The 16,550-nt window shown below is 59.6% G+C and carries 18 protein-coding genes; 16 read left to right on the plus strand and 2 right to left on the minus strand.

Translation table 11 applies throughout. From position 1 onward, the window contains the following. The first annotated feature begins 66 nt into the window (after nt 1–66). Together ALO64_RS03775 and ALO64_RS03780 are read left to right on the plus strand one after the other, a co-directional pair. Complete coding sequence (locus ALO64_RS03775) at nt 67–1,626, plus strand: Ig-like domain-containing protein (protein ID WP_161794694.1); 1,560 nt, start codon at nt 67–69, stop codon at nt 1,624–1,626. Nucleotides 1,627–1,717: 91 nt separating this feature from the next. Continuing rightward, entirely contained in the window at nt 1,718–2,176 is a 459-nt protein-coding gene (locus ALO64_RS03780; RefSeq protein WP_005731593.1) for a hypothetical protein, read from the plus strand. A gap of 1 nt (nt 2,177) precedes the next feature. Here ALO64_RS03780 and ALO64_RS03785 read toward each other — a convergent pair whose 3' ends face one another. Next, nucleotides 2,178–2,867 carry an alpha/beta family hydrolase gene (locus ALO64_RS03785; RefSeq protein WP_002554245.1) on the minus strand — a complete coding sequence of 230 codons (690 nt, stop codon included), beginning with the start codon at nt 2,865–2,867 and terminating at the stop codon, nt 2,178–2,180. Nucleotides 2,868–3,533: 666 nt separating this feature from the next. Between ALO64_RS03785 and ccoN the strand changes: the two genes are divergently transcribed. The 12 genes from ccoN to hemN all read left to right on the plus strand — a co-directional run bounded on the left by ccoN (nt 3,534) and on the right by hemN (nt 14,421). Then, on the plus strand, nt 3,534–4,976 hold the full coding sequence (ccoN, locus tag ALO64_RS03790; protein ID WP_002554246.1) for a cytochrome-c oxidase, cbb3-type subunit I: 1,443 nt from the start codon (nt 3,534–3,536) through the stop codon (nt 4,974–4,976). Next, on the plus strand, nt 4,976–5,584 hold the full coding sequence (gene ccoO, locus ALO64_RS03795) for a cytochrome-c oxidase, cbb3-type subunit II (protein WP_044344467.1): 609 nt from the start codon (nt 4,976–4,978) through the stop codon (nt 5,582–5,584). Before ccoN ends, ccoO begins: the two co-directional genes overlap by 1 nt. A gap of 5 nt (nt 5,585–5,589) precedes the next feature. Further along, nucleotides 5,590–5,781 carry a CcoQ/FixQ family Cbb3-type cytochrome c oxidase assembly chaperone gene (locus tag ALO64_RS03800; protein ID WP_002554248.1) on the plus strand — a complete coding sequence of 64 codons (192 nt, stop codon included), beginning with the start codon at nt 5,590–5,592 and terminating at the stop codon, nt 5,779–5,781. Continuing rightward, the gene (ccoP, locus tag ALO64_RS03805; protein WP_044344468.1) at nt 5,778–6,755 is read left to right on the plus strand and encodes a cytochrome-c oxidase, cbb3-type subunit III; all 978 of its coding nucleotides are present in this window, start codon (nt 5,778–5,780) and stop codon (nt 6,753–6,755) included. Before ALO64_RS03800 ends, ccoP begins: the two co-directional genes overlap by 4 nt. A gap of 124 nt (nt 6,756–6,879) precedes the next feature. Beyond that, nucleotides 6,880–7,131 (plus strand): type II toxin-antitoxin system prevent-host-death family antitoxin, encoded by a 252-nt coding sequence (locus tag ALO64_RS03810; RefSeq protein ID WP_044344469.1) that lies wholly within the window; start codon nt 6,880–6,882, stop codon nt 7,129–7,131. Beyond that, the gene (locus tag ALO64_RS03815) at nt 7,131–7,583 is read left to right on the plus strand and encodes a type II toxin-antitoxin system VapC family toxin (protein ID WP_044344470.1); all 453 of its coding nucleotides are present in this window, start codon (nt 7,131–7,133) and stop codon (nt 7,581–7,583) included. Before ALO64_RS03810 ends, ALO64_RS03815 begins: the two co-directional genes overlap by 1 nt. A gap of 64 nt (nt 7,584–7,647) precedes the next feature. Further along, nucleotides 7,648–9,060 carry a cytochrome c oxidase accessory protein CcoG gene (ccoG, locus tag ALO64_RS03820; protein WP_044344471.1) on the plus strand — a complete coding sequence of 471 codons (1,413 nt, stop codon included), beginning with the start codon at nt 7,648–7,650 and terminating at the stop codon, nt 9,058–9,060. A 10-nt stretch (nt 9,061–9,070) separates the two neighbouring features. After that, nucleotides 9,071–9,607, plus strand: a complete 537-nt coding sequence (locus ALO64_RS03825) for a FixH family protein (RefSeq protein ID WP_044344472.1) — start codon at nt 9,071–9,073, stop codon at nt 9,605–9,607. A 2-nt stretch (nt 9,608–9,609) separates the two neighbouring features. After that, the gene (locus ALO64_RS03830) at nt 9,610–12,084 is read left to right on the plus strand and encodes a heavy metal translocating P-type ATPase (protein WP_044344473.1); all 2,475 of its coding nucleotides are present in this window, start codon (nt 9,610–9,612) and stop codon (nt 12,082–12,084) included. Beyond that, a complete protein-coding gene (gene ccoS / locus ALO64_RS03835; protein WP_002554255.1) occupies nt 12,063–12,266 on the plus strand; it encodes a cbb3-type cytochrome oxidase assembly protein CcoS in 204 nt (67 codons plus the stop codon). Before ALO64_RS03830 ends, ccoS begins: the two co-directional genes overlap by 22 nt. Continuing rightward, nucleotides 12,259–12,942, plus strand: coding sequence for a sulfite exporter TauE/SafE family protein (locus ALO64_RS03840; protein WP_044344474.1), 684 nt, complete (start codon nt 12,259–12,261; stop codon nt 12,940–12,942). The genes ccoS and ALO64_RS03840 overlap by 8 nt, the downstream gene beginning before the upstream one ends. Nucleotides 12,943–13,038: 96 nt before the next feature. Then, complete coding sequence (gene hemN / locus ALO64_RS03845; protein WP_044344475.1) at nt 13,039–14,421, plus strand: oxygen-independent coproporphyrinogen III oxidase; 1,383 nt, start codon at nt 13,039–13,041, stop codon at nt 14,419–14,421. 14 nt (nt 14,422–14,435) lie between these two features. Here hemN and ALO64_RS03850 read toward each other — a convergent pair whose 3' ends face one another. Beyond that, nucleotides 14,436–14,906 carry a hypothetical protein gene (locus ALO64_RS03850; protein WP_002554258.1) on the minus strand — a complete coding sequence of 157 codons (471 nt, stop codon included), beginning with the start codon at nt 14,904–14,906 and terminating at the stop codon, nt 14,436–14,438. Between the two features lie 152 nt (nt 14,907–15,058). Here ALO64_RS03850 and fnr point away from each other — a divergent pair, with 152 nt between their 5' ends. Continuing rightward, nucleotides 15,059–15,793 (plus strand): fumarate/nitrate reduction transcriptional regulator Fnr, encoded by a 735-nt coding sequence (fnr, locus tag ALO64_RS03855; RefSeq protein WP_002554259.1) that lies wholly within the window; start codon nt 15,059–15,061, stop codon nt 15,791–15,793. A gap of 61 nt (nt 15,794–15,854) precedes the next feature. Next, the gene (locus tag ALO64_RS03860; RefSeq protein ID WP_002554260.1) at nt 15,855–16,403 is read left to right on the plus strand and encodes an adenine phosphoribosyltransferase; all 549 of its coding nucleotides are present in this window, start codon (nt 15,855–15,857) and stop codon (nt 16,401–16,403) included. Nucleotides 16,404–16,550: the final 147 nt, after the last annotated feature.

The following is a 16,550-nucleotide window of genomic DNA, read 5'->3' on the forward strand; positions in this document are numbered from 1 at the left end:
GCCCGCAACTTTTAAACTTATAAGGAACACCCATGTATAACCTTGCGACTGAAAAAAAAAGAAACCGTGCTGACTGCGCCAGTCATCGCAGCCGCCTTGAACGATGGGCTATTACCCATCGACAGTTTGAACACGCCCCTCGAAGTGCTGTTGAACGTCTGGCAAGGCGCGCGCCCCGGCTATACCTATCAGCTGTACTTCGATGGAGTGCTTATTGGTCTCAAGAAAGAGATCCTGCTTTCGCAGATGCCAGGTGACGACCTCATGCTGCACATTCCATCCGAGCTGTTGACGGAAGGTCGTCACTCTGTGGCTTACGCGGTCGAAAACCCGATCAATATGGTCGTCGAGTTTTCTGCCGAGACAGTTGTCATCGTAGACCTTACCCCGCCTGGCGATCCGCTGCTGGCCCCCATCATTTTTCCCACGCAGGTACAGAACGGTCTGACCTCAGAAGAACTGCAAACCATGGGTAACGTGCTTTCAGGGACGATTGCCAGCTACAACGGCATGCAGGAGGGCGATGTTGTCCGCACCTACTGGAATGATCTGCCCGGTCCGATGGCGGTGGTGAGCAGTGATGACGTGGGTCTTAAACGAACAATGGTCGACTTCGCCAGGCCGTTTCTGGAGTTGATCGGCGACATTGAGGCGCCGGTTTACTACACGATTACAGATCTGGCAGGGAATCTGTCCATGGCCTCGGAGGCGGTGGACGTGAGGCTGCAACTCGCGCAAGCAACGCCCCTGCCCACCCCAATCATAAAAGAAGCCACCGGCAACACGCTAGACCCAGCTAACGCCCCATCCGGGGCAACCGTAGTGATCGACGCCACCGCCAACCTGAAAGCCGGCGATCAGGTGATCGTGCAATGGCAAGGGCACAACGGCAATGACACACGGGAAGAGACGCTGACCGGCGCGGACGCGGGCAAGACGCTGGAGGTAGTGTTTGCTGCGGCGCTGGTAACGGCAAACGCCGGGCAGACGGTGGCGGTTTCTTATGTGGTCAATCGCGTCAATGGTCTGGTACAGGTATCCGACACACTGGCCTTGCAGATTCTGATGGGGCAGCCCGAGCTGGTGCTGGACACCTCGTCGGTCACGCTGGCCGGCAAGGTTTATCTGCTTCCGGGCTCGCCGGACCTGCTGCCGAACTTCCCGGCCGACACCACCCTTCAGCGTCAGGCCAGCGGCGGACAGGCACCCTATCAGTACACATCGAGCAACCCGCTGGTCGCGAAAGTGGACAGCAACGGGCTGGCCTCGGTTCGAGGCAACGGCACGGCCACCATTACGGCGTCCGATGCTTCGGGCGCGAGTAAAAGCTACCTGATCACCGTCGTCGGCGTCATCCATTGCATCGGCCTGGGCAGCGGGAGCTTTTCTCAGATCAGCAAAAACGCAGGCAACAACGGCGCAAGGATTCCGACTATTCACGAACTGGTGGAGATCTATAACCTGTACGGCAATCGCTGGCCGATGGGCAACGGTAATTATTGGTCGTCCACTGTTTCAAGCGCCGGCATCGGGGGCTGGAACTGGTACTGCGTGAAGAACATGGTCTCTGGCGGAAACTTCAAGTTGAAGAGCCACAACTCCAGTCTTGGCGTTGGCATCAGATGATCGAAAACTGATGAACCTGTAATTATCAAACAGGGCGTTACCTGAGAGGGCAACGCCCTGCTTCTATTCATACGTTCTACAGAGTCAGGCCATGCACCCCACCACATCCCCAGCCAAACGCTTTGTTCGTCCCGCGTCGTGTGAAGGCAGCTTTCAGGCCTGCGTCAATAAGCGACCGTTCAAGGTGCTTGCCCTGGCGGGCCAATTGACCCTGCGGGCTGAGCTGGAGCAGGCACCCGATCAGTGGGTATGGAAGCTGATCGTCGACGGCAAGGTGGGCACAAAACGAACGACTATCGGGCTGTTTCTGGACAACGACCTGAAACCCGGTGATCACAATCTGCCAGGCCATGCCCAGATCAAAGTGATTTACAACGAGACGCAGCACCGGCAGAACACCCTCTATCATTCGGCACACTTTCAAAACGGCACCCTGAGCCTGTTGGAAGCCAATCCCTATACTCTGCGCCTGCGCGGACGCTTCAGTTTCAGCATGTCATCGATTAATTTCGAAGTGACCAACGGCTTTTTCGACGTACATTGCCGATAAATCAGGTGCGCAGAAAGCGGGCAATCACTTGCGCCGACTCGACCAGGCATTGTTCATGGCTGATACCTGCGACTTTCAATGGTTTGAGGTCGTGATTGGCGGTCGGCAACCAGTGCAGTTGAATAGCGCTGGACAACGCATAACCCTCCACTGCTTCGCGATTACCCAACGCATCGCGCTCGCCCTGAACGATCAGAGCAGGTGTTTTCAATTCAGCCAGATGGGCCACGCGCGGTTTCTCCGGCTTGCCCACGGCATAGAACGGATACCCCAGGCAAACCAGCGCATCCGCCTCGATCTCATCGGCAATCAGGCTGGCCATTCGCCCGCCCATCGACTTGCCGCCAACAGCAAGTCGCCCAGCCACAAAAGGCCTGACCAAGGCATAGACCTCTCGCCAGCATTCCAGCAATTGCGCCTGCGGATTGGGCGGACGCTTGCTGCCGCCGTGACGCCGCAGGGCCATGTAAGGAAACTCGAAGCGCAGGACGCTGACGCCTTGCGCCGCAATATCGGTGGCCATGTGGCTCATGAAATCGCTGTCCATCGGTGCGCCTGCGCCATGTGCCAGCAGCAAGGTGGGCGCCTCCTGCGCGTCTGCCCGCAGGGTGGGCGTCCATAACCAGCCTTTTTCGTTGATCAGTTGCAGCCATTGATCCTTGCCAGTGCCGGGCTGTGGGCCTTTGCTCATGCTTGCCTCGTTCAGATGAATCTCAGAGTAGCCCGCTACTATAACCGCGAATCCTGCGTGAATCGCGCAAGCGCAGAGCGCGTGGACGCACCGACAGGCCCTGCCGGACAGCCACCATTCAGGTCCGCCCGGTTAATCTGCCAAGGTGCACAAGGTAAAAGTACCAAGGCGATGAGCGCCCCAAACCTGACACCGCCGGGCGGTTTCATTGACGGTACTGGCCTCGCACAATTGCAACAGAACCGCTGAGTCGGTCGCCAGAGTCATATGCCTGCTCAGGCCAGTTTGCTGGGCTATGACAGATGCAACCGCCGATTGAACATGCGTGACAGTCTTTGCGCGAGTCCTGATCAACTCGTCTGTACGCGAGGGTCGCCACCGCTTTGCTCCAATCCAGCGGCGATGCGTGAACTCCGCACCCTGCAACGGGGTGCGGAATACTCGCTGACAATACAACGCAGATTATCCGCTCCGCGCTGCGGCTTCCCACACCCTTCTTTCAAAGCTAAACTCGTCGACACACGTCTGCTGCAACCATTTGACGCTCGCTAATGTGCCTGTCTGTTCCTGCCCCTGCCTTTTCGTGTGCCTCGATGCCATTTCCAGCGATGCATCGCCCGAGCCCGATTACGTCTGCGGTCAACATCTGAATCGTGGAAGTCTGTAATGAACACAACAACCAGTCCGACGACCTACAACTACACAGTGGTGCGCCAGTTTGCCATCATGACCGTGGTCTGGGGCGTGATCGGCATGAGCCTGGGAGTGTTCATCGCTTCGCAGCTGGTCTGGCCGGGACTGAACCTGGAACTTGAATGGACTACCTTCGGACGCCTGCGGCCGTTGCACACCAACCTGGTGATCTTTGCGTTCGGTGGCTGCGCGCTGTTTGCCACCTCTTATTACGTGGTACAGCGCACCTGCCAGACACGGCTTGTTTCCGATGGCCTCGCGGCGTTTACCTTCTGGGGCTGGCAAGCCGTGATTGTCGGCGCCATCGTGACGCTGCCGATGGGCTACACCACCACCAAGGAATATGCCGAACTTGAATGGCCGGTGGCCATTCTGCTGGCGATCGTCTGGGCCGCCTACGCTGCGGTGTTTTTCGGCACCATCGTCAAACGCCGGACCCGGCATATCTATGTCGCCAACTGGTTTTACGGCGCATTCATCGTGGTGACCGGCATGCTGCACATCGTCAACCACATCTCGCTGCCGGTCAGCCTGTTCAAATCCTATTCGGCCTACGCCGGAGCGACCGACGCCATGATCCAGTGGTGGTACGGGCACAATGCCGTAGGTTTTTTCCTGACTACCGGCTTTCTCGGCATGATGTATTACTTCGTGCCCAAACAGGCCGAGCGCCCGGTGTACTCCTATCGTTTGTCCATCGTGCATTTCTGGGCATTGATCACCCTGTATATCTGGGCCGGTCCGCACCATCTGCACTACACCGCCCTGCCAGACTGGGCACAGTCGCTGGGTATGGTCATGTCGATCATTCTGCTGGTACCCAGCTGGGGCGGGATGATCAACGGCATGATGACGCTGTCGGGTGCATGGCATAAGTTGCGGACCGATTCGATACTGCGCTTTCTCGTGGTCTCGCTGGCGTTCTATGGCATGTCGACCTTTGAAGGCCCGATGATGGCAATCAAGACCGTCAACTCGCTGTCGCACTACACCGACTGGACCATCGGCCACGTACATGCCGGGGCATTGGGCTGGGTGGCGATGATTACCATCGGGTCGGTTTATCACATGATCCCGAAACTCTACGCCCGTCCGCACATGCACAGTGTCGGCCTGATCAACACGCATTTCTGGCTCGCGACCGTCGGTACTGTGCTGTACATCACCTCGATGTGGGTCAATGGCATCACCCAGGGCCTGATGTGGCGTGCAGTGAACGACGACGGCACGCTGACCTATTCCTTCATCGAGACCATGCAGGCCAGTCACTCCGGCTACATCGTGCGCGCCATCGGCGGTGCCATCTTCACCAGCGGCATGCTGTTGATGGCCTACAACGTGATACGTACAGTGCGAGCCTCTGACCCGCAGGCGGCCGAGGCCGCTGCGCGCATTGCCGTCGTGGGAGCGCATTGATGAAACATGATGTGCTCGAAAAAAACATCGGCCTGCTGGCGTTCTTTATGGTTATTGCCGTGAGCATCGGCGGGCTGACGCAGATCGTCCCGCTGTTTTTTCAGGATGTGACCAATCAACCGATCGAAGGCATGAAACCACGCAGCGCGCTGGAGGTAGAAGGCCGCGATGTATTCATCGCCAATGGTTGCGTAGGCTGCCACTCACAGATGATCCGGCCATTACGCGCCGAAACCGAACGCTACGGGCATTACTCGGTGGCGGGCGAAAGCGTCTGGGACCAGCCGTTTCTATGGGGTTCCAAACGCACCGGGCCGGACCTGGCCAGGATCGGCGGTCGCTACTCGGATGAGTGGCACCGTGTGCACCTGAATAACCCTCGGGACGTGGTCCCAACGTCGATCATGCCCGCCTATCCGTTTCTGGCCGAGAAAAAGATCGACAGCACGCAGACGGCAAAAAAGCTGCAAGTGCTGCGTACCCTTGGCACCCCGTACACCGACGCGGACATCGCCGGTGCGGTCGCCGCCGTGCAGGGCAAGACTGAAATGGACGCGCTGGTGGCCTATCTGCAAGGCCTCGGCACGCTCATCAAGAGCAAACGGTGAACATGATGGACATCGGAATGATTCGAGGCCTTGGCACACTGGTCGTGATGGTTGCGTTCATCGGCCTGATGCTGTGGGTGTTCAGCCCTGCCCGCAAGGCGCACTTCGACGATGCGACCCTGTTGCCTTTCGCAGATGACCCCGAGGCCATAGGCAGGGTCGAGCGCGCCAGGGCTGAACGGGAAGATCAACCATGAGTACGTTCTGGAGCCTGTACGTCGCGGTCCTGACGCTGGGCACAATCATCGCCATGCTCTGGCTGCTGCTGTCCACGCGCAAAGGTCAGCCCGACGAACCGACAGATGAGACCGTCGGCCATGCGTTCGACGGCATTGAGGAGTACGACAACCCACTACCCAGATGGTGGTTCTATCTATTCATAGCGACCATCGTTTTTGCGCTGGGGTATTTAGTCCTGTACCCAGGCTTGGGCAACTGGAAGGGTTTGCTGCCCGGTTACGACTATCGGGACAAGGACAGCAAAGTGCAATTCTCCGACGGCCAGCAAGGCTGGAGCAGTGTCCACGAATGGGAACGGGAAGTGGCCGTTGCCGAGGCCCGCTATGGCCCGCTGTTCGCCAAATACGCCGCCATGCCCGTCGAGGAGGTAGCCAAAGACCCGCAGGCGCTGAAAATCGGTGCTCGCCTGTTTGCCTCCAACTGCTCGGTCTGCCACGGCTCTGACGCGAAAGGCGCCTACGGCTTTCCCAATCTGACCGATGCCGACTGGCGCTGGGGCGGCGACGCTCAGGCGATCAAGACGTCGATCATGGCCGGGCGCATGGGCGTGATGCCCGCCCTGGGCGAAGTGCTGGGCGAACAGGGTGTGCGTGATGTGTCGGCCTACGTGCTGACCCAACTGGACGCCCGGCAGTTGCCCGAAGGTGCCAAAGCTGACCCGGTCGCGGGCCAGAAGACCTTCGCGACACTCTGCGTTGCCTGTCACGGGCCAGAAGGCAAGGGAATGCCGATTCTCGGCGCGCCGGACCTGACGCATCCCAACGCGTTTATCTACGGTTCCAGCTTCGCGCAGTTGCAGCAGACCATTCGCGATGGCCGCCAGGGCCAGATGCCCGCTCAGCAGGTACTGCAAGGCAATGACCGGGTTCACATTCTGGCTGCCTATGTTTACAGCCTGTCCCGCCAGGAGAAGCCACCTGAATCCAGATGACGCGGCTCGATTAGCGCATGGTTGTTGCATTCTGAAAGAACAAATTCGTTGTAGTTACATCTCTACATGACTAGACTCCTTCACGACCACAATAATCTGTCTACTCATTCTGGAAGTCGCGCACATGACCACTACCCTCTCCAGCCGTGAATTCAATCAGGACACCAGCGGGGCCAAGAAGGCCGCGAATGAAGGCCCCGTGTTCATTACCGACCGAGGTCGCCCGGCCCATGTGCTGCTTTGCATCGAGGATTACCTGAAGCTGACCGGCAGCGCAGCAAACATCGCCGACATGCTGATAATGCCCACTGACATCGATATCGAATTCGAGCCTCAGCGTGCCGTGATCACCCCGCGACAGGTTGATCTGTCCTGATGTTCCTGCTCGACACCAACGTGGTTTCAGAGCTCAGAAAGCGCACTGCAGACGCCAACGTGCTTCGCTGGTCGCGAACACAGATGGCCTCCAGCCTGTTCATCTCGTCCATCACGATTCTTGAGCTCGAAACAGGTATCCTGCGTATCGAACGCCGCGACCCGGCACAGGGTGCAGTATTGCGAATGTGGCTTGACCAGCATGTATTGAAAGCGTTCGCCGGGCGTATCCTGACAGTCGATACTCAGGTCGCAAGGCGCTGCGCCCAACTGCATGTTCCCGACCCGCGCAGCGAATGCGATGCGTTGATCGCGGCTACTGCGCTGGTGCATGGCATGACTGTGGTCACACGCAACACAATCGACTTTCAGTCGTGCGGGGTCGCGCTGCTCAACCCCTGGGTCAGCCAGTTGGATGAAGAAGCGGCCGTCTATTCACGTGCGTCACGTTGAACGCGGATGTAAACCTGCCTGACCTGTATCGGCCCAGGCTACTCCACCGCCGCTGGATCCATCAATGAGCAACCAGATTCCAGTACAAGACATCACACCGCCATCCGAAAAAAGCGGCGAATTCATCGACCTCTATGCCTCGCGCGAGAAAATCCACACCCGCGCGTTCAAAGGTCTGTTTCGCAATGTGCGCATGTTGGGCGGTGCCGTGTTGCTGCTTATCTTTTTTGGCACGGTCTGGCTCAATAAAGGTGGGCACCAGGCAGTCTGGTGGGACCTGCCGGAGCGCAAGTTCTACATCTTCGGCGCGACGTTCTGGCCGCAGGATTTCACTCTGTTGTCCGGCATTCTGATCGTTGCAGCCTTCGGGCTGTTCTTCATCACGGTCTATGCCGGACGGGTATGGTGCGGCTACACCTGCCCGCAAAGCGTCTGGACCTGGATGTTCATGTGGTGCGAGAAAGTCACCGAGGGCGATCGCAACCAGCGCATCAGGCTTGACCATGCCCCGATGAGCACCGGCAAACTGGCGCGCAAGCTCGCCAAGCACAGCCTGTGGCTGCTGATCGGCTTTGCCACGGGCATGACCTTCGTGGGTTACTTCTCTCCCATTCGCGACTTGTGCATTGATCTGTTCACGGGCGAAGCGGATGGCTGGGCGTATTTCTGGGTCGGCTTCTTCACCCTGGCCACTTACCTCAATGCAGGCTGGCTGCGCGAGCAGGTGTGCATCTATATGTGCCCCTACGCGCGGTTCCAGAGCGTGATGTTCGACAAGGACACGCTGATCATCTCCTACGACCAGAATCGTGGCGAAGCCCGAGGCCCGCGCAAGAAGGAGGCTGATCCTCAGGCACTGGGGCTGGGTGACTGCATCGACTGCACGATGTGCGTGCAGGTCTGCCCGACCGGCATCGACATTCGTGACGGCCTGCAGGTGGAATGCATCAGCTGTGCGGCGTGCGTCGATGCCTGCGATACAGTCATGGACAAGATGGACTACCCTCGCGGCCTGATTCGCTACACCACCGAACACAATCTGTCCGGGCAGCGCACCCGCACCTTGCGCCCGCGCCTGATCGGTTATGCACTGGTTCTGTTGCTGATGATCGGGCTGCTGATCGCGGCCTTCTGCATGCGTGGGCTGGTGGGTCTGGAGGTGAGCAAGGACCGTATGCTTTTTCGGGAAAACGCCGAAGGCCGTATCGAAAACGTCTACACCGTGAAAGTGATGAACAAGGATCAGGTGGATCACGACTATGTGCTGGAGGCCAGCGGCCTGCCCGACCTGAAACTGCAGGGCCGTCGGGAAATCAGCGTCCCGGCAGGCGAGATCGTCAGCCTGCCGGTGGAGCTCTCCAGCGCGCCCGAAAAGCTCCCGGCACACAGCAACGAAGTCACCTTTACCCTCAAGGACATCGACAGCGACACACATGTCGACACCAAAAGCCGTTTCATCGGCCCACCTCTTCGTTAAGAGCACCGTCATGCCCGTTGCGACTGCTGCAAGCCCTTGGTACAGGCACCTCTGGCCATGGATCATCATCGCCATTCTGACCTGCTCGGTGACGTTGAGCCTGTCGATGGTGTTCATTGCAGTCACCAACCCTGACCCGCTGGTTACCGATAATTACTACGAGGCCGGCAAAGGCATCAATCGCTCGCTGAATCGGGAAGTGCTTGCGCAAAACCTCAAACTGCACGCCCATGTACATCTGGACGAGTTGACCGGCGAAGTCGAGCTGCGCCTGAGCGGCAACAGCAACCCGGAGCGTCTGGAGTTGAACCTTATTTCGCCGACGCGCCCTGCCAGTGATCGCCGTGTGTTCCTGACCCGCAGCCCGTCTGAACCGGGCCGTTACATCGGGCAGTTGCAAGACCGGGTCGAGGGTCGGCGCTTTGTGGAACTGCTGGGTGTCGAAGGCGACCAGACCTGGCGTCTGTTCGAAGAAGAGCAGGTCGACGCTGCTGACCTGACCCTGGGCGACGAACCCCTGCAAGCCGCGCAACGCCGGAAAGACTGAACATGGCGACGTTGCCCCGCGCCACTCCAATGCGCTGTTACCACTGCGACCTGCCCGTGCCGGCCGGCGGCCGTTTCACGGCGGTTGTGCTCGGTGAACCCCGGGAGCTGTGCTGCCCCGGCTGTCAGGCGGTGGCCGAGGCCATAGTCGCCAGCGGCCTGGAAAGCTATTACCGCCATCGCAGCGAGGCCTCGGCCAACCCGGAAAGCCTGCCCACGCAATTGATCGATGAACTGGCACTCTACGACCGCCCTGAAGTACAGGCGCCGTTCGTACGCCACGAAGGCGATTTGTCAGAAGCCACTTTGCTTGTCGAGGGCATCAGTTGCGCAGCCTGCAGCTGGTTGATCGAAAGGCGCCTGAGCCGCTTGCCCGCAGTGGCCGAAGCGCGCATGAACCTCTCCACCCATCGCCTGCACGTACGCTGGCGCGGCGACCAGCTTGCCCTCAGTCAACTGCTGAGCGAGCTGCACGCAATTGGTTATGTCGCTCACCCCTGGCAGGCCGATCGCGCCGCCGAACGTCTGGCAAGTGAAAACCGTCTGGCGTTGCGGCAACTGGGCGTCGCTGGCCTGCTGTGGTTTCAGGCAATGATGGCAACCATGGCCACCTGGCCGGAGTTCAACATCGACCTCAGCCCGCAGATGCACACCATCCTGCGCTGGGTGGCGCTGTTTCTGACCACTCCGATCGTGTTTTACAGTTGCGCACCGTTCTTCCGCGGTGCGTTGCGCGACCTGCGCAGCCGTCAACTGACGATGGACGTCTCGGTGTCGCTGGCAATAGGCGCGGCTTATGTCGCCGGCATCTGGACTGCGGTCACCGGCGCTGGCGAATTGTATTTCGATGCGGTAGGCATGTTTGCATTATTCCTGCTGGCCGGACGCTACCTGGAGCGCCGCGCCCGCGAGCGCACAGCGGCAGCCACGGCGCAGCTGGTCAACCTGCTGCCTGCCTCATGCCTGCGCCTTGGTGACGATGGCCAGAGCCAGCGCATCATGCTCAGCGAACTGCGTTTGACTGATCGTATATTGGTGCGCCCCGGTGCGGTGATCCCGGCTGACGGCAGGATCCTCGAAGGTCATTCCAGTATCGATGAGTCACTGCTGACCGGCGAGTACCTGCCACAAGTGCGCAGCGCGGGCGATGCGGTCACCGCAGGAACGTTGAATGTCGAGAGTCCGCTGACCATTGCCGTGTCGGCGCTGGGTCAGGAAACCCGTCTTTCGGCCATTGTCCGCCTGCTCGAGCGCGCCCAGGCGCAGAAGCCCCGTCTCGCGCAGATCGCCGACCGGGCTGCACAGACCTTTCTACTGTTTTCGCTGATGGCGGCGGCGCTGATCGGCGTTGTCTGGTGGCAAATCGACGCATCCCGTGCATTCTGGATTGTCCTGGCAATGCTCGTTGCCACCTGCCCCTGCGCGCTGTCGTTGGCGACACCGACCGCGTTGACAGCAGCCACCGGCACGCTGCACAAGCTTGGTCTGTTGCTGACCCGAGGTCATGTACTGGAGGGCCTGAATCAGATCGACACAGTCATCTTCGACAAGACCGGCACCCTGACCGAGGGACGTCTGGCGCTGCGCAGCATTCACCCGCTACGCGAACTGGACGCCAGCCGCTGTCTTGAGCTGGCGGCGGCGCTGGAAAACCGTTCCGAGCACCCTATTGCCCGCGCCTTTGGTCGAGCGTCAAGGGCCGCCGAAGAGGTGCACAGCACACCGGGGCTAGGGCTGGAAGGACGTGTTGACGGGAAACTGCTGCGCATCGGCCAGGCGCCGTTCGTCTGTGCGCCGAGCGGCACTGAACCGCCGGTGATCACTGATGAGTCCGGCCAGTGGCTATTGCTGGGCGATGCGCAAGGGCCGCTGGCCTGGCTGGTACTCGACGATCGACTGCGCGACGATGCCGGCACCTTGTTACAAGCCTGCAAGGCACGAGGCTGGAAAACGCTGCTGCTGTCCGGAGACAGCTCACCGATGGTCGCCAGTGTCGCGCAGGCGCTGGGGATAGACGAAGCGCGTGGCGGTATGCACCCGGACGACAAGCTGGAGGTGCTGCGGCAACTTCAGGCTCAGGGACGCAAGGTGCTGATGATCGGTGACGGGGTGAATGACGTCCCGGTCATGGCCGCTGCCGACATCAGTGTGGCAATGGGCTCGGCCACCGACCTTGCAAAAACCAGCGCTGACGCCGTGCTGCTGTGCAACCGTTTGCCGGTGCTGATCGACGCACTGAATCTGGCCCGACGTACGCGCAGGGTCATTATCGAAAATCTGCTCTGGGCCAGCTTGTACAATGGCCTCATGCTGCCATTCGCGGCACTGGGCTGGATCACCCCGGTATGGGCGGCCATCGGCATGTCGCTCAGTTCATTGACCGTAGTGCTCAACGCCTTGCGCCTGACCCGCATGCCGCGCCGCGCCCTGACGTCACAACCTGCCCCGGAGGTTTCATGCCCGCGCTTTACATCATGATCCCTGCTGCGCTGCTGCTGGTGGGTGTCGCGATCTACGTGTTCTTCTGGGCGGTGGACAGCGGCCAGTACGACGATATGGAAGGCCCGGCGCACAGCATATTGTTCGATGATCCGCCGTCAGTGGATCATGCCCGGCCAGAACAGCAACGGCCTGGCGCTGACGAGAAACACGATGTTTGAACTTGCTTCGACGCTGCTCTCGGCGTTCATTCTCGGGCTGCTGGGCGGCGGCCATTGCCTGGGGATGTGTGGCGGCCTCATGGGAGCGCTGACACTGGCCATTCCCAAGGAACAGCGCAGCCGTCGATTCCGGCTGCTGCTGGCCTATAACTTTGGGCGCATTCTCAGTTACACGATTGCCGGCCTGGGTTCCGGGCTGGTCGGCTGGGCAGTCGCGCAAAGTCCGCTGGCAACGGGTATGCGGGTCATCGCCGCAGTGTTGCTGATCGTGATGGGGCTGTATCTGGCTGGCTGGTGGAGCGGGCTGACGCATATCGAGCGCCTGGGCCGAGGACTGTGGCGATACCTGCAACCGCTGGCCAGTCGCTTGCTGCCGGTGTCCAGCCTGCCCCGCGCCTTGTTGCTCGGCGCGCTGTGGGGCTGGCTGCCCTGCGGGCTGGTTTACAGCGCCCTGCTATGGGCCGCCAGCCAGGGCAATCCTCTCCATAGCGCCTTGCTGATGCTGGTCTTCGGGCTGGGCACCTGGCCCGTTCTGCTGGCCACCGGACTTGCCGCCGAGCGCACCACTGTCCTGCTGCGCAAACGAGGTGTTCGCATGGCCGGAGGGTTGCTGGTGATCGTGTTTGGCCTCTGGACCTTGCCGGGGCCGCATCAGCATTGGCTGATGGGGCACTGAGGCCGGGCAGCTCACACCGCTTGATCCACGTCAACGCCCGCCCTTGAGCGCCTGCGTATGCTCGCGACATCGCCAGCCTGACCGGGAAACGTGCGCATGCTTGACGCCATTCGTTGGGATTCAGACCTGATCCATCGCTATGATGTGGCAGGACCGCGCTATACGTCCTATCCGACAGCAGTGCAACTTCACACACAAATAGGCGCATTTGAACTGCTGCATGCTCTGCGGGAAAGCCGCAAGGCGTTGCGCCCGCTGTCGCTCTATGTGCATCTGCCCTTCTGCGCGAACATTTGTTACTACTGTGCCTGCAATAAGGTCATCACCAAGGACCGCGGACGCGCCCAGGCTTACCTGCAGCGGCTCGAACACGAAATACAGATGCTCGCCTGCCACCTGGCACCCGGTCAGGTAGTGGAGCAACTGCACCTGGGCGGCGGCACGCCGACCTTCCTGAGTCATGCTGAACTGCGTCGGTTGATGGCGCAGCTGCGCGCGCATTTCAATTTTCTGGAAGATGACTCCGGCGACTATGGCATCGAGATTGACCCTCGCGAAGCGGACTGGTCGACCATGGGCCTGCTGCGCGAGCTGGGTTTCAACCGGGTCAGCCTTGGCGTGCAGGACCTGGACCCGACCGTGCAACGGGCGATCAACCGCATGCAAAGCCTGGAGGAAACCCGCGCCATCGTCGAAGCCGCCCGCACGCTGCAGTTTCGTTCTGTGAATATCGACCTGATCTACGGACTTCCCAGACAAACCGCGCAAGCCTTCAGCCGCACAGTGGATGAAATCATCGAATTACAGCCCGACCGGTTATCTGTGTTCAACTACGCCCACCTGCCGGAACGCTTCATGCCGCAGCGGCGCATCGACACGGCCGAACTGCCGGATGCCCGGAGCAAACTGCTCATGCTCGAGCGCACCGTCGAGCAGCTGGGCAACGCCGGTTATCGCTACATCGGCATGGACCATTTCGCCCTGCCCGACGATGAGCTGGCTATCGCCCAGGAAGACCTGACCCTGCAACGCAATTTTCAGGGCTACACCACGCATGGTCACTGTGATCTGATCGGGCTGGGCGTCTCGGCCATCAGCCAGATCGGCGAGCTGTACAGTCAGAACAGCAGCGACCTGAGCGACTATCAAAGGCTGCTGGACAGCGACCAGCCAGCAACCAGACGAGGGCTGATGTGCAGCGATGACGACCGGATAAGACGCGCAGTCATTCAGCAGTTGATCTGCCACTTCATGCTGGATTTCGCCGAGATTGAAAAAGCATTCTCCATCGATTTCAGAGACTATTTCAGCGACGCATGGCCACAACTGCTTGGCATGGCGGAGGACGGGCTGATTGCGTTGAGCGCCGCGGGAATTGAAGTGAAACCGTCAGGCCGGTTGCTGGTGCGTGCTGTGTGCATGGTCTTCGATGCGTACCTGACCCGGCAGAACAGGCAGCAGTTCTCCCGGGTGATATGAGCAGCGGCCTGGTTCTACATTTTGGCCAGAACCAGCATGCCCGCCTTGGTCTTGTCGGCGTCGCTGGAGTTCAGGCTGTTCATCAGCGACGACAAATCGGCCGTGGAATTGCTCACCTGCGCCTGCAATGTGGTGAGCACGGTCTGTAGCGCCGCGGCCTTGGTGCGGCGCTCCTCGGGACTCAGACTCGGGTCCTTCAGAGCCTTCTGGATCTGCTCCATGGTTTCCGCGATCCTGCGTTGAAGCTCGCGAATAGCCTTGAGGATCTTCTGCACGGAAGCCGGCAGGCCGCTCTGCTCGATATCGGCATTTCTGGAAGACGACGCAGCGGCAGCCTTGCCTGCTGACGACAGATTGACTTCAACACCCTTTGCCTCACCGGCAGGCGTCTCGACGCTGCTTTCGCTGGCCTGGCTGCTGTACGTAATCTGCGAGGTCGCAGTACGTATCGTAATACTGTTGATCAACGGAAGTGTCGTTGACATGCCAAGGCATCCTTGTTCATCCGAGGGAATACAGGCTTATCGGCAGCCGCTCTGGAACCTTGATGGTACAGAAGGCTTTGTAGGCTGGCCCCGACAAGCAAGGGTGAGGTACCCTTACGGCTTATGTGTGTTTTCCCACAAGGAATTAAGTGATGTCCGAGCCAGTAAAGTTGCGCGCTCAAAACCAGGCTCACTGCAAGGATTGCAGTCTCGCTCCACTCTGCCTGCCCCTCTCGTTGAACACGGAAGATATGGACTGCCTTGACCAGATCGTCAAACGGGGCCGTCCGCTGAAAAAAGGCGAGTTTCTATTCCGTCAGGGAGATACCTTCGAGTCGGTCTATGCAGTACGCTCCGGCGCGCTGAAAACCTTCAACATCAGTGACAACGGCGAAGAACAACTCACCGGCTTTCATCTGCCCAGCGAACTGGTCGGAATGTCAGGCATGGACGCCCAGGCTTACCCGGTCTCGGCGCAGGCACTGGAAACCACTTCAGTGTGCGAAATACCATTTGAACGCCTGGATGAACTGTCGGTGCAGTTGCCGCAACTGCGTCGCCAGTTGATGCGCGTCATGAGCCGCGAGATTCGCGAAGATCAGCAAATGATGCTGTTGCTGTCGAAGAAGACCGCCGATGAGCGTATTGCCACGTTTCTGATCAATCTGTCTGCGCGCTTTCGGGCCAGAGGTTTCTCGGCCAATAAGTTTCGTCTGAGCATGTCGCGCAACGAAATCGGTAATCACCTGGGCCTGGCCGTCGAGACGGTGTCGCGGGTATTCACCCGGTTCCAGCAAAACCAGTTGATTGCTGCAGAAGGCAAAGAGATTCATATCCTCGCCCCGATCGAGCTGTGCGCGCTGGCGGGCGGCGCAATGCAAAGCTGATACGTGCGATCTGTGGCGGGTCGGCTTAAACTATTGGCCAAACCTGCCATGGATCCCCCTGATGACTTTCGATCAATCGAACTTCAAGTCCCTGATACGCCCGGTCATAGACTTTCCCAAGCCGGGCGTGGTCTTTCGCGACATCACTCCCCTCTTTCAGTCGCCCAAGGCTACCCGTCAGGTAATCGACAGCTTCGTGCAACGCTATATAGAAGCCGATTTCAGCCATATCGGCGTCATGGACGCGCGTGGTTTTCTGATTGGTTCGGTGGTGGCGTATCAACTGAACAAGCCGCTGGTGCTGTTTCGCAAACAAGGCAAATTGCCTGCCGACGTACTCTCCGAGGCCTATCAAACAGAATACGGCGAAGCGTATCTGGAAGTGCATGCCGACAGTCTGTGCGAAGGTGACTCAGTCATCATGTTCGATGACCTGATCGCGACGGGAGGCACGCTGATCGCCGCCGCCAACCTCATCCGCCGCATGGGCGCCGAGGTACATGAAGCCGCTGCGATCATCGACCTGCCGGAACTGGGTGGCTCCAAGCGTCTTAACGACCTGAAGATCCCGACGTTCTGTCTGACCGAGTTTGCGCTGGACGAGCAGTAAGACAGGCGCTGACCGTGGCTCCGCTTTGCACGGCGGTTCTGCGATGTCAGATGGATTGGGGTTCGACTCAGGTCACCTTTTCGCCCCTCGGCGAGTTACTTTGATGAGGCCAAAGTAACCAAAGCCTTTCGCTCCTGTTTCCGGCCC

The organism is Pseudomonas meliae (assembly GCF_001400515.1).
Lineage (GTDB): Bacteria > Pseudomonadota > Gammaproteobacteria > Pseudomonadales > Pseudomonadaceae > Aquipseudomonas > Aquipseudomonas amygdali.

Coding starts and splice junctions, on each gene's coding strand:
- ALO64_RS03780 (WP_005731593.1), top strand. CDS start 1,718: ATGCACCCCACCACATCCCCAGCCAAACGCTTTGTTCGTCCCGCGTCG.
- ALO64_RS03785 (WP_002554245.1), bottom strand. CDS start 2,867: ATGAGCAAAGGCCCACAGCCCGGCACTGGCAAGGATCAATGGCTGCAA.
- ccoN (WP_002554246.1), top strand. CDS start 3,534: ATGAACACAACAACCAGTCCGACGACCTACAACTACACAGTGGTGCGC.
- ccoO (WP_044344467.1), top strand. CDS start 4,976: ATGAAACATGATGTGCTCGAAAAAAACATCGGCCTGCTGGCGTTCTTT.
- ALO64_RS03800 (WP_002554248.1), top strand. CDS start 5,590: ATGGACATCGGAATGATTCGAGGCCTTGGCACACTGGTCGTGATGGTT.
- ccoP (WP_044344468.1), top strand. CDS start 5,778: ATGAGTACGTTCTGGAGCCTGTACGTCGCGGTCCTGACGCTGGGCACA.
- ALO64_RS03810 (WP_044344469.1), top strand. CDS start 6,880: ATGACCACTACCCTCTCCAGCCGTGAATTCAATCAGGACACCAGCGGG.
- ALO64_RS03815 (WP_044344470.1), top strand. CDS start 7,131: ATGTTCCTGCTCGACACCAACGTGGTTTCAGAGCTCAGAAAGCGCACT.
- ccoG (WP_044344471.1), top strand. CDS start 7,648: ATGAGCAACCAGATTCCAGTACAAGACATCACACCGCCATCCGAAAAA.
- ALO64_RS03825 (WP_044344472.1), top strand. CDS start 9,071: ATGCCCGTTGCGACTGCTGCAAGCCCTTGGTACAGGCACCTCTGGCCA.
- ALO64_RS03830 (WP_044344473.1), top strand. CDS start 9,610: ATGGCGACGTTGCCCCGCGCCACTCCAATGCGCTGTTACCACTGCGAC.
- ccoS (WP_002554255.1), top strand. CDS start 12,063: ATGCCCGCGCTTTACATCATGATCCCTGCTGCGCTGCTGCTGGTGGGT.
- ALO64_RS03840 (WP_044344474.1), top strand. CDS start 12,259: ATGTTTGAACTTGCTTCGACGCTGCTCTCGGCGTTCATTCTCGGGCTG.
- hemN (WP_044344475.1), top strand. CDS start 13,039: ATGCTTGACGCCATTCGTTGGGATTCAGACCTGATCCATCGCTATGAT.
- ALO64_RS03850 (WP_002554258.1), bottom strand. CDS start 14,906: ATGTCAACGACACTTCCGTTGATCAACAGTATTACGATACGTACTGCG.
- fnr (WP_002554259.1), top strand. CDS start 15,059: ATGTCCGAGCCAGTAAAGTTGCGCGCTCAAAACCAGGCTCACTGCAAG.
- ALO64_RS03860 (WP_002554260.1), top strand. CDS start 15,855: ATGACTTTCGATCAATCGAACTTCAAGTCCCTGATACGCCCGGTCATA.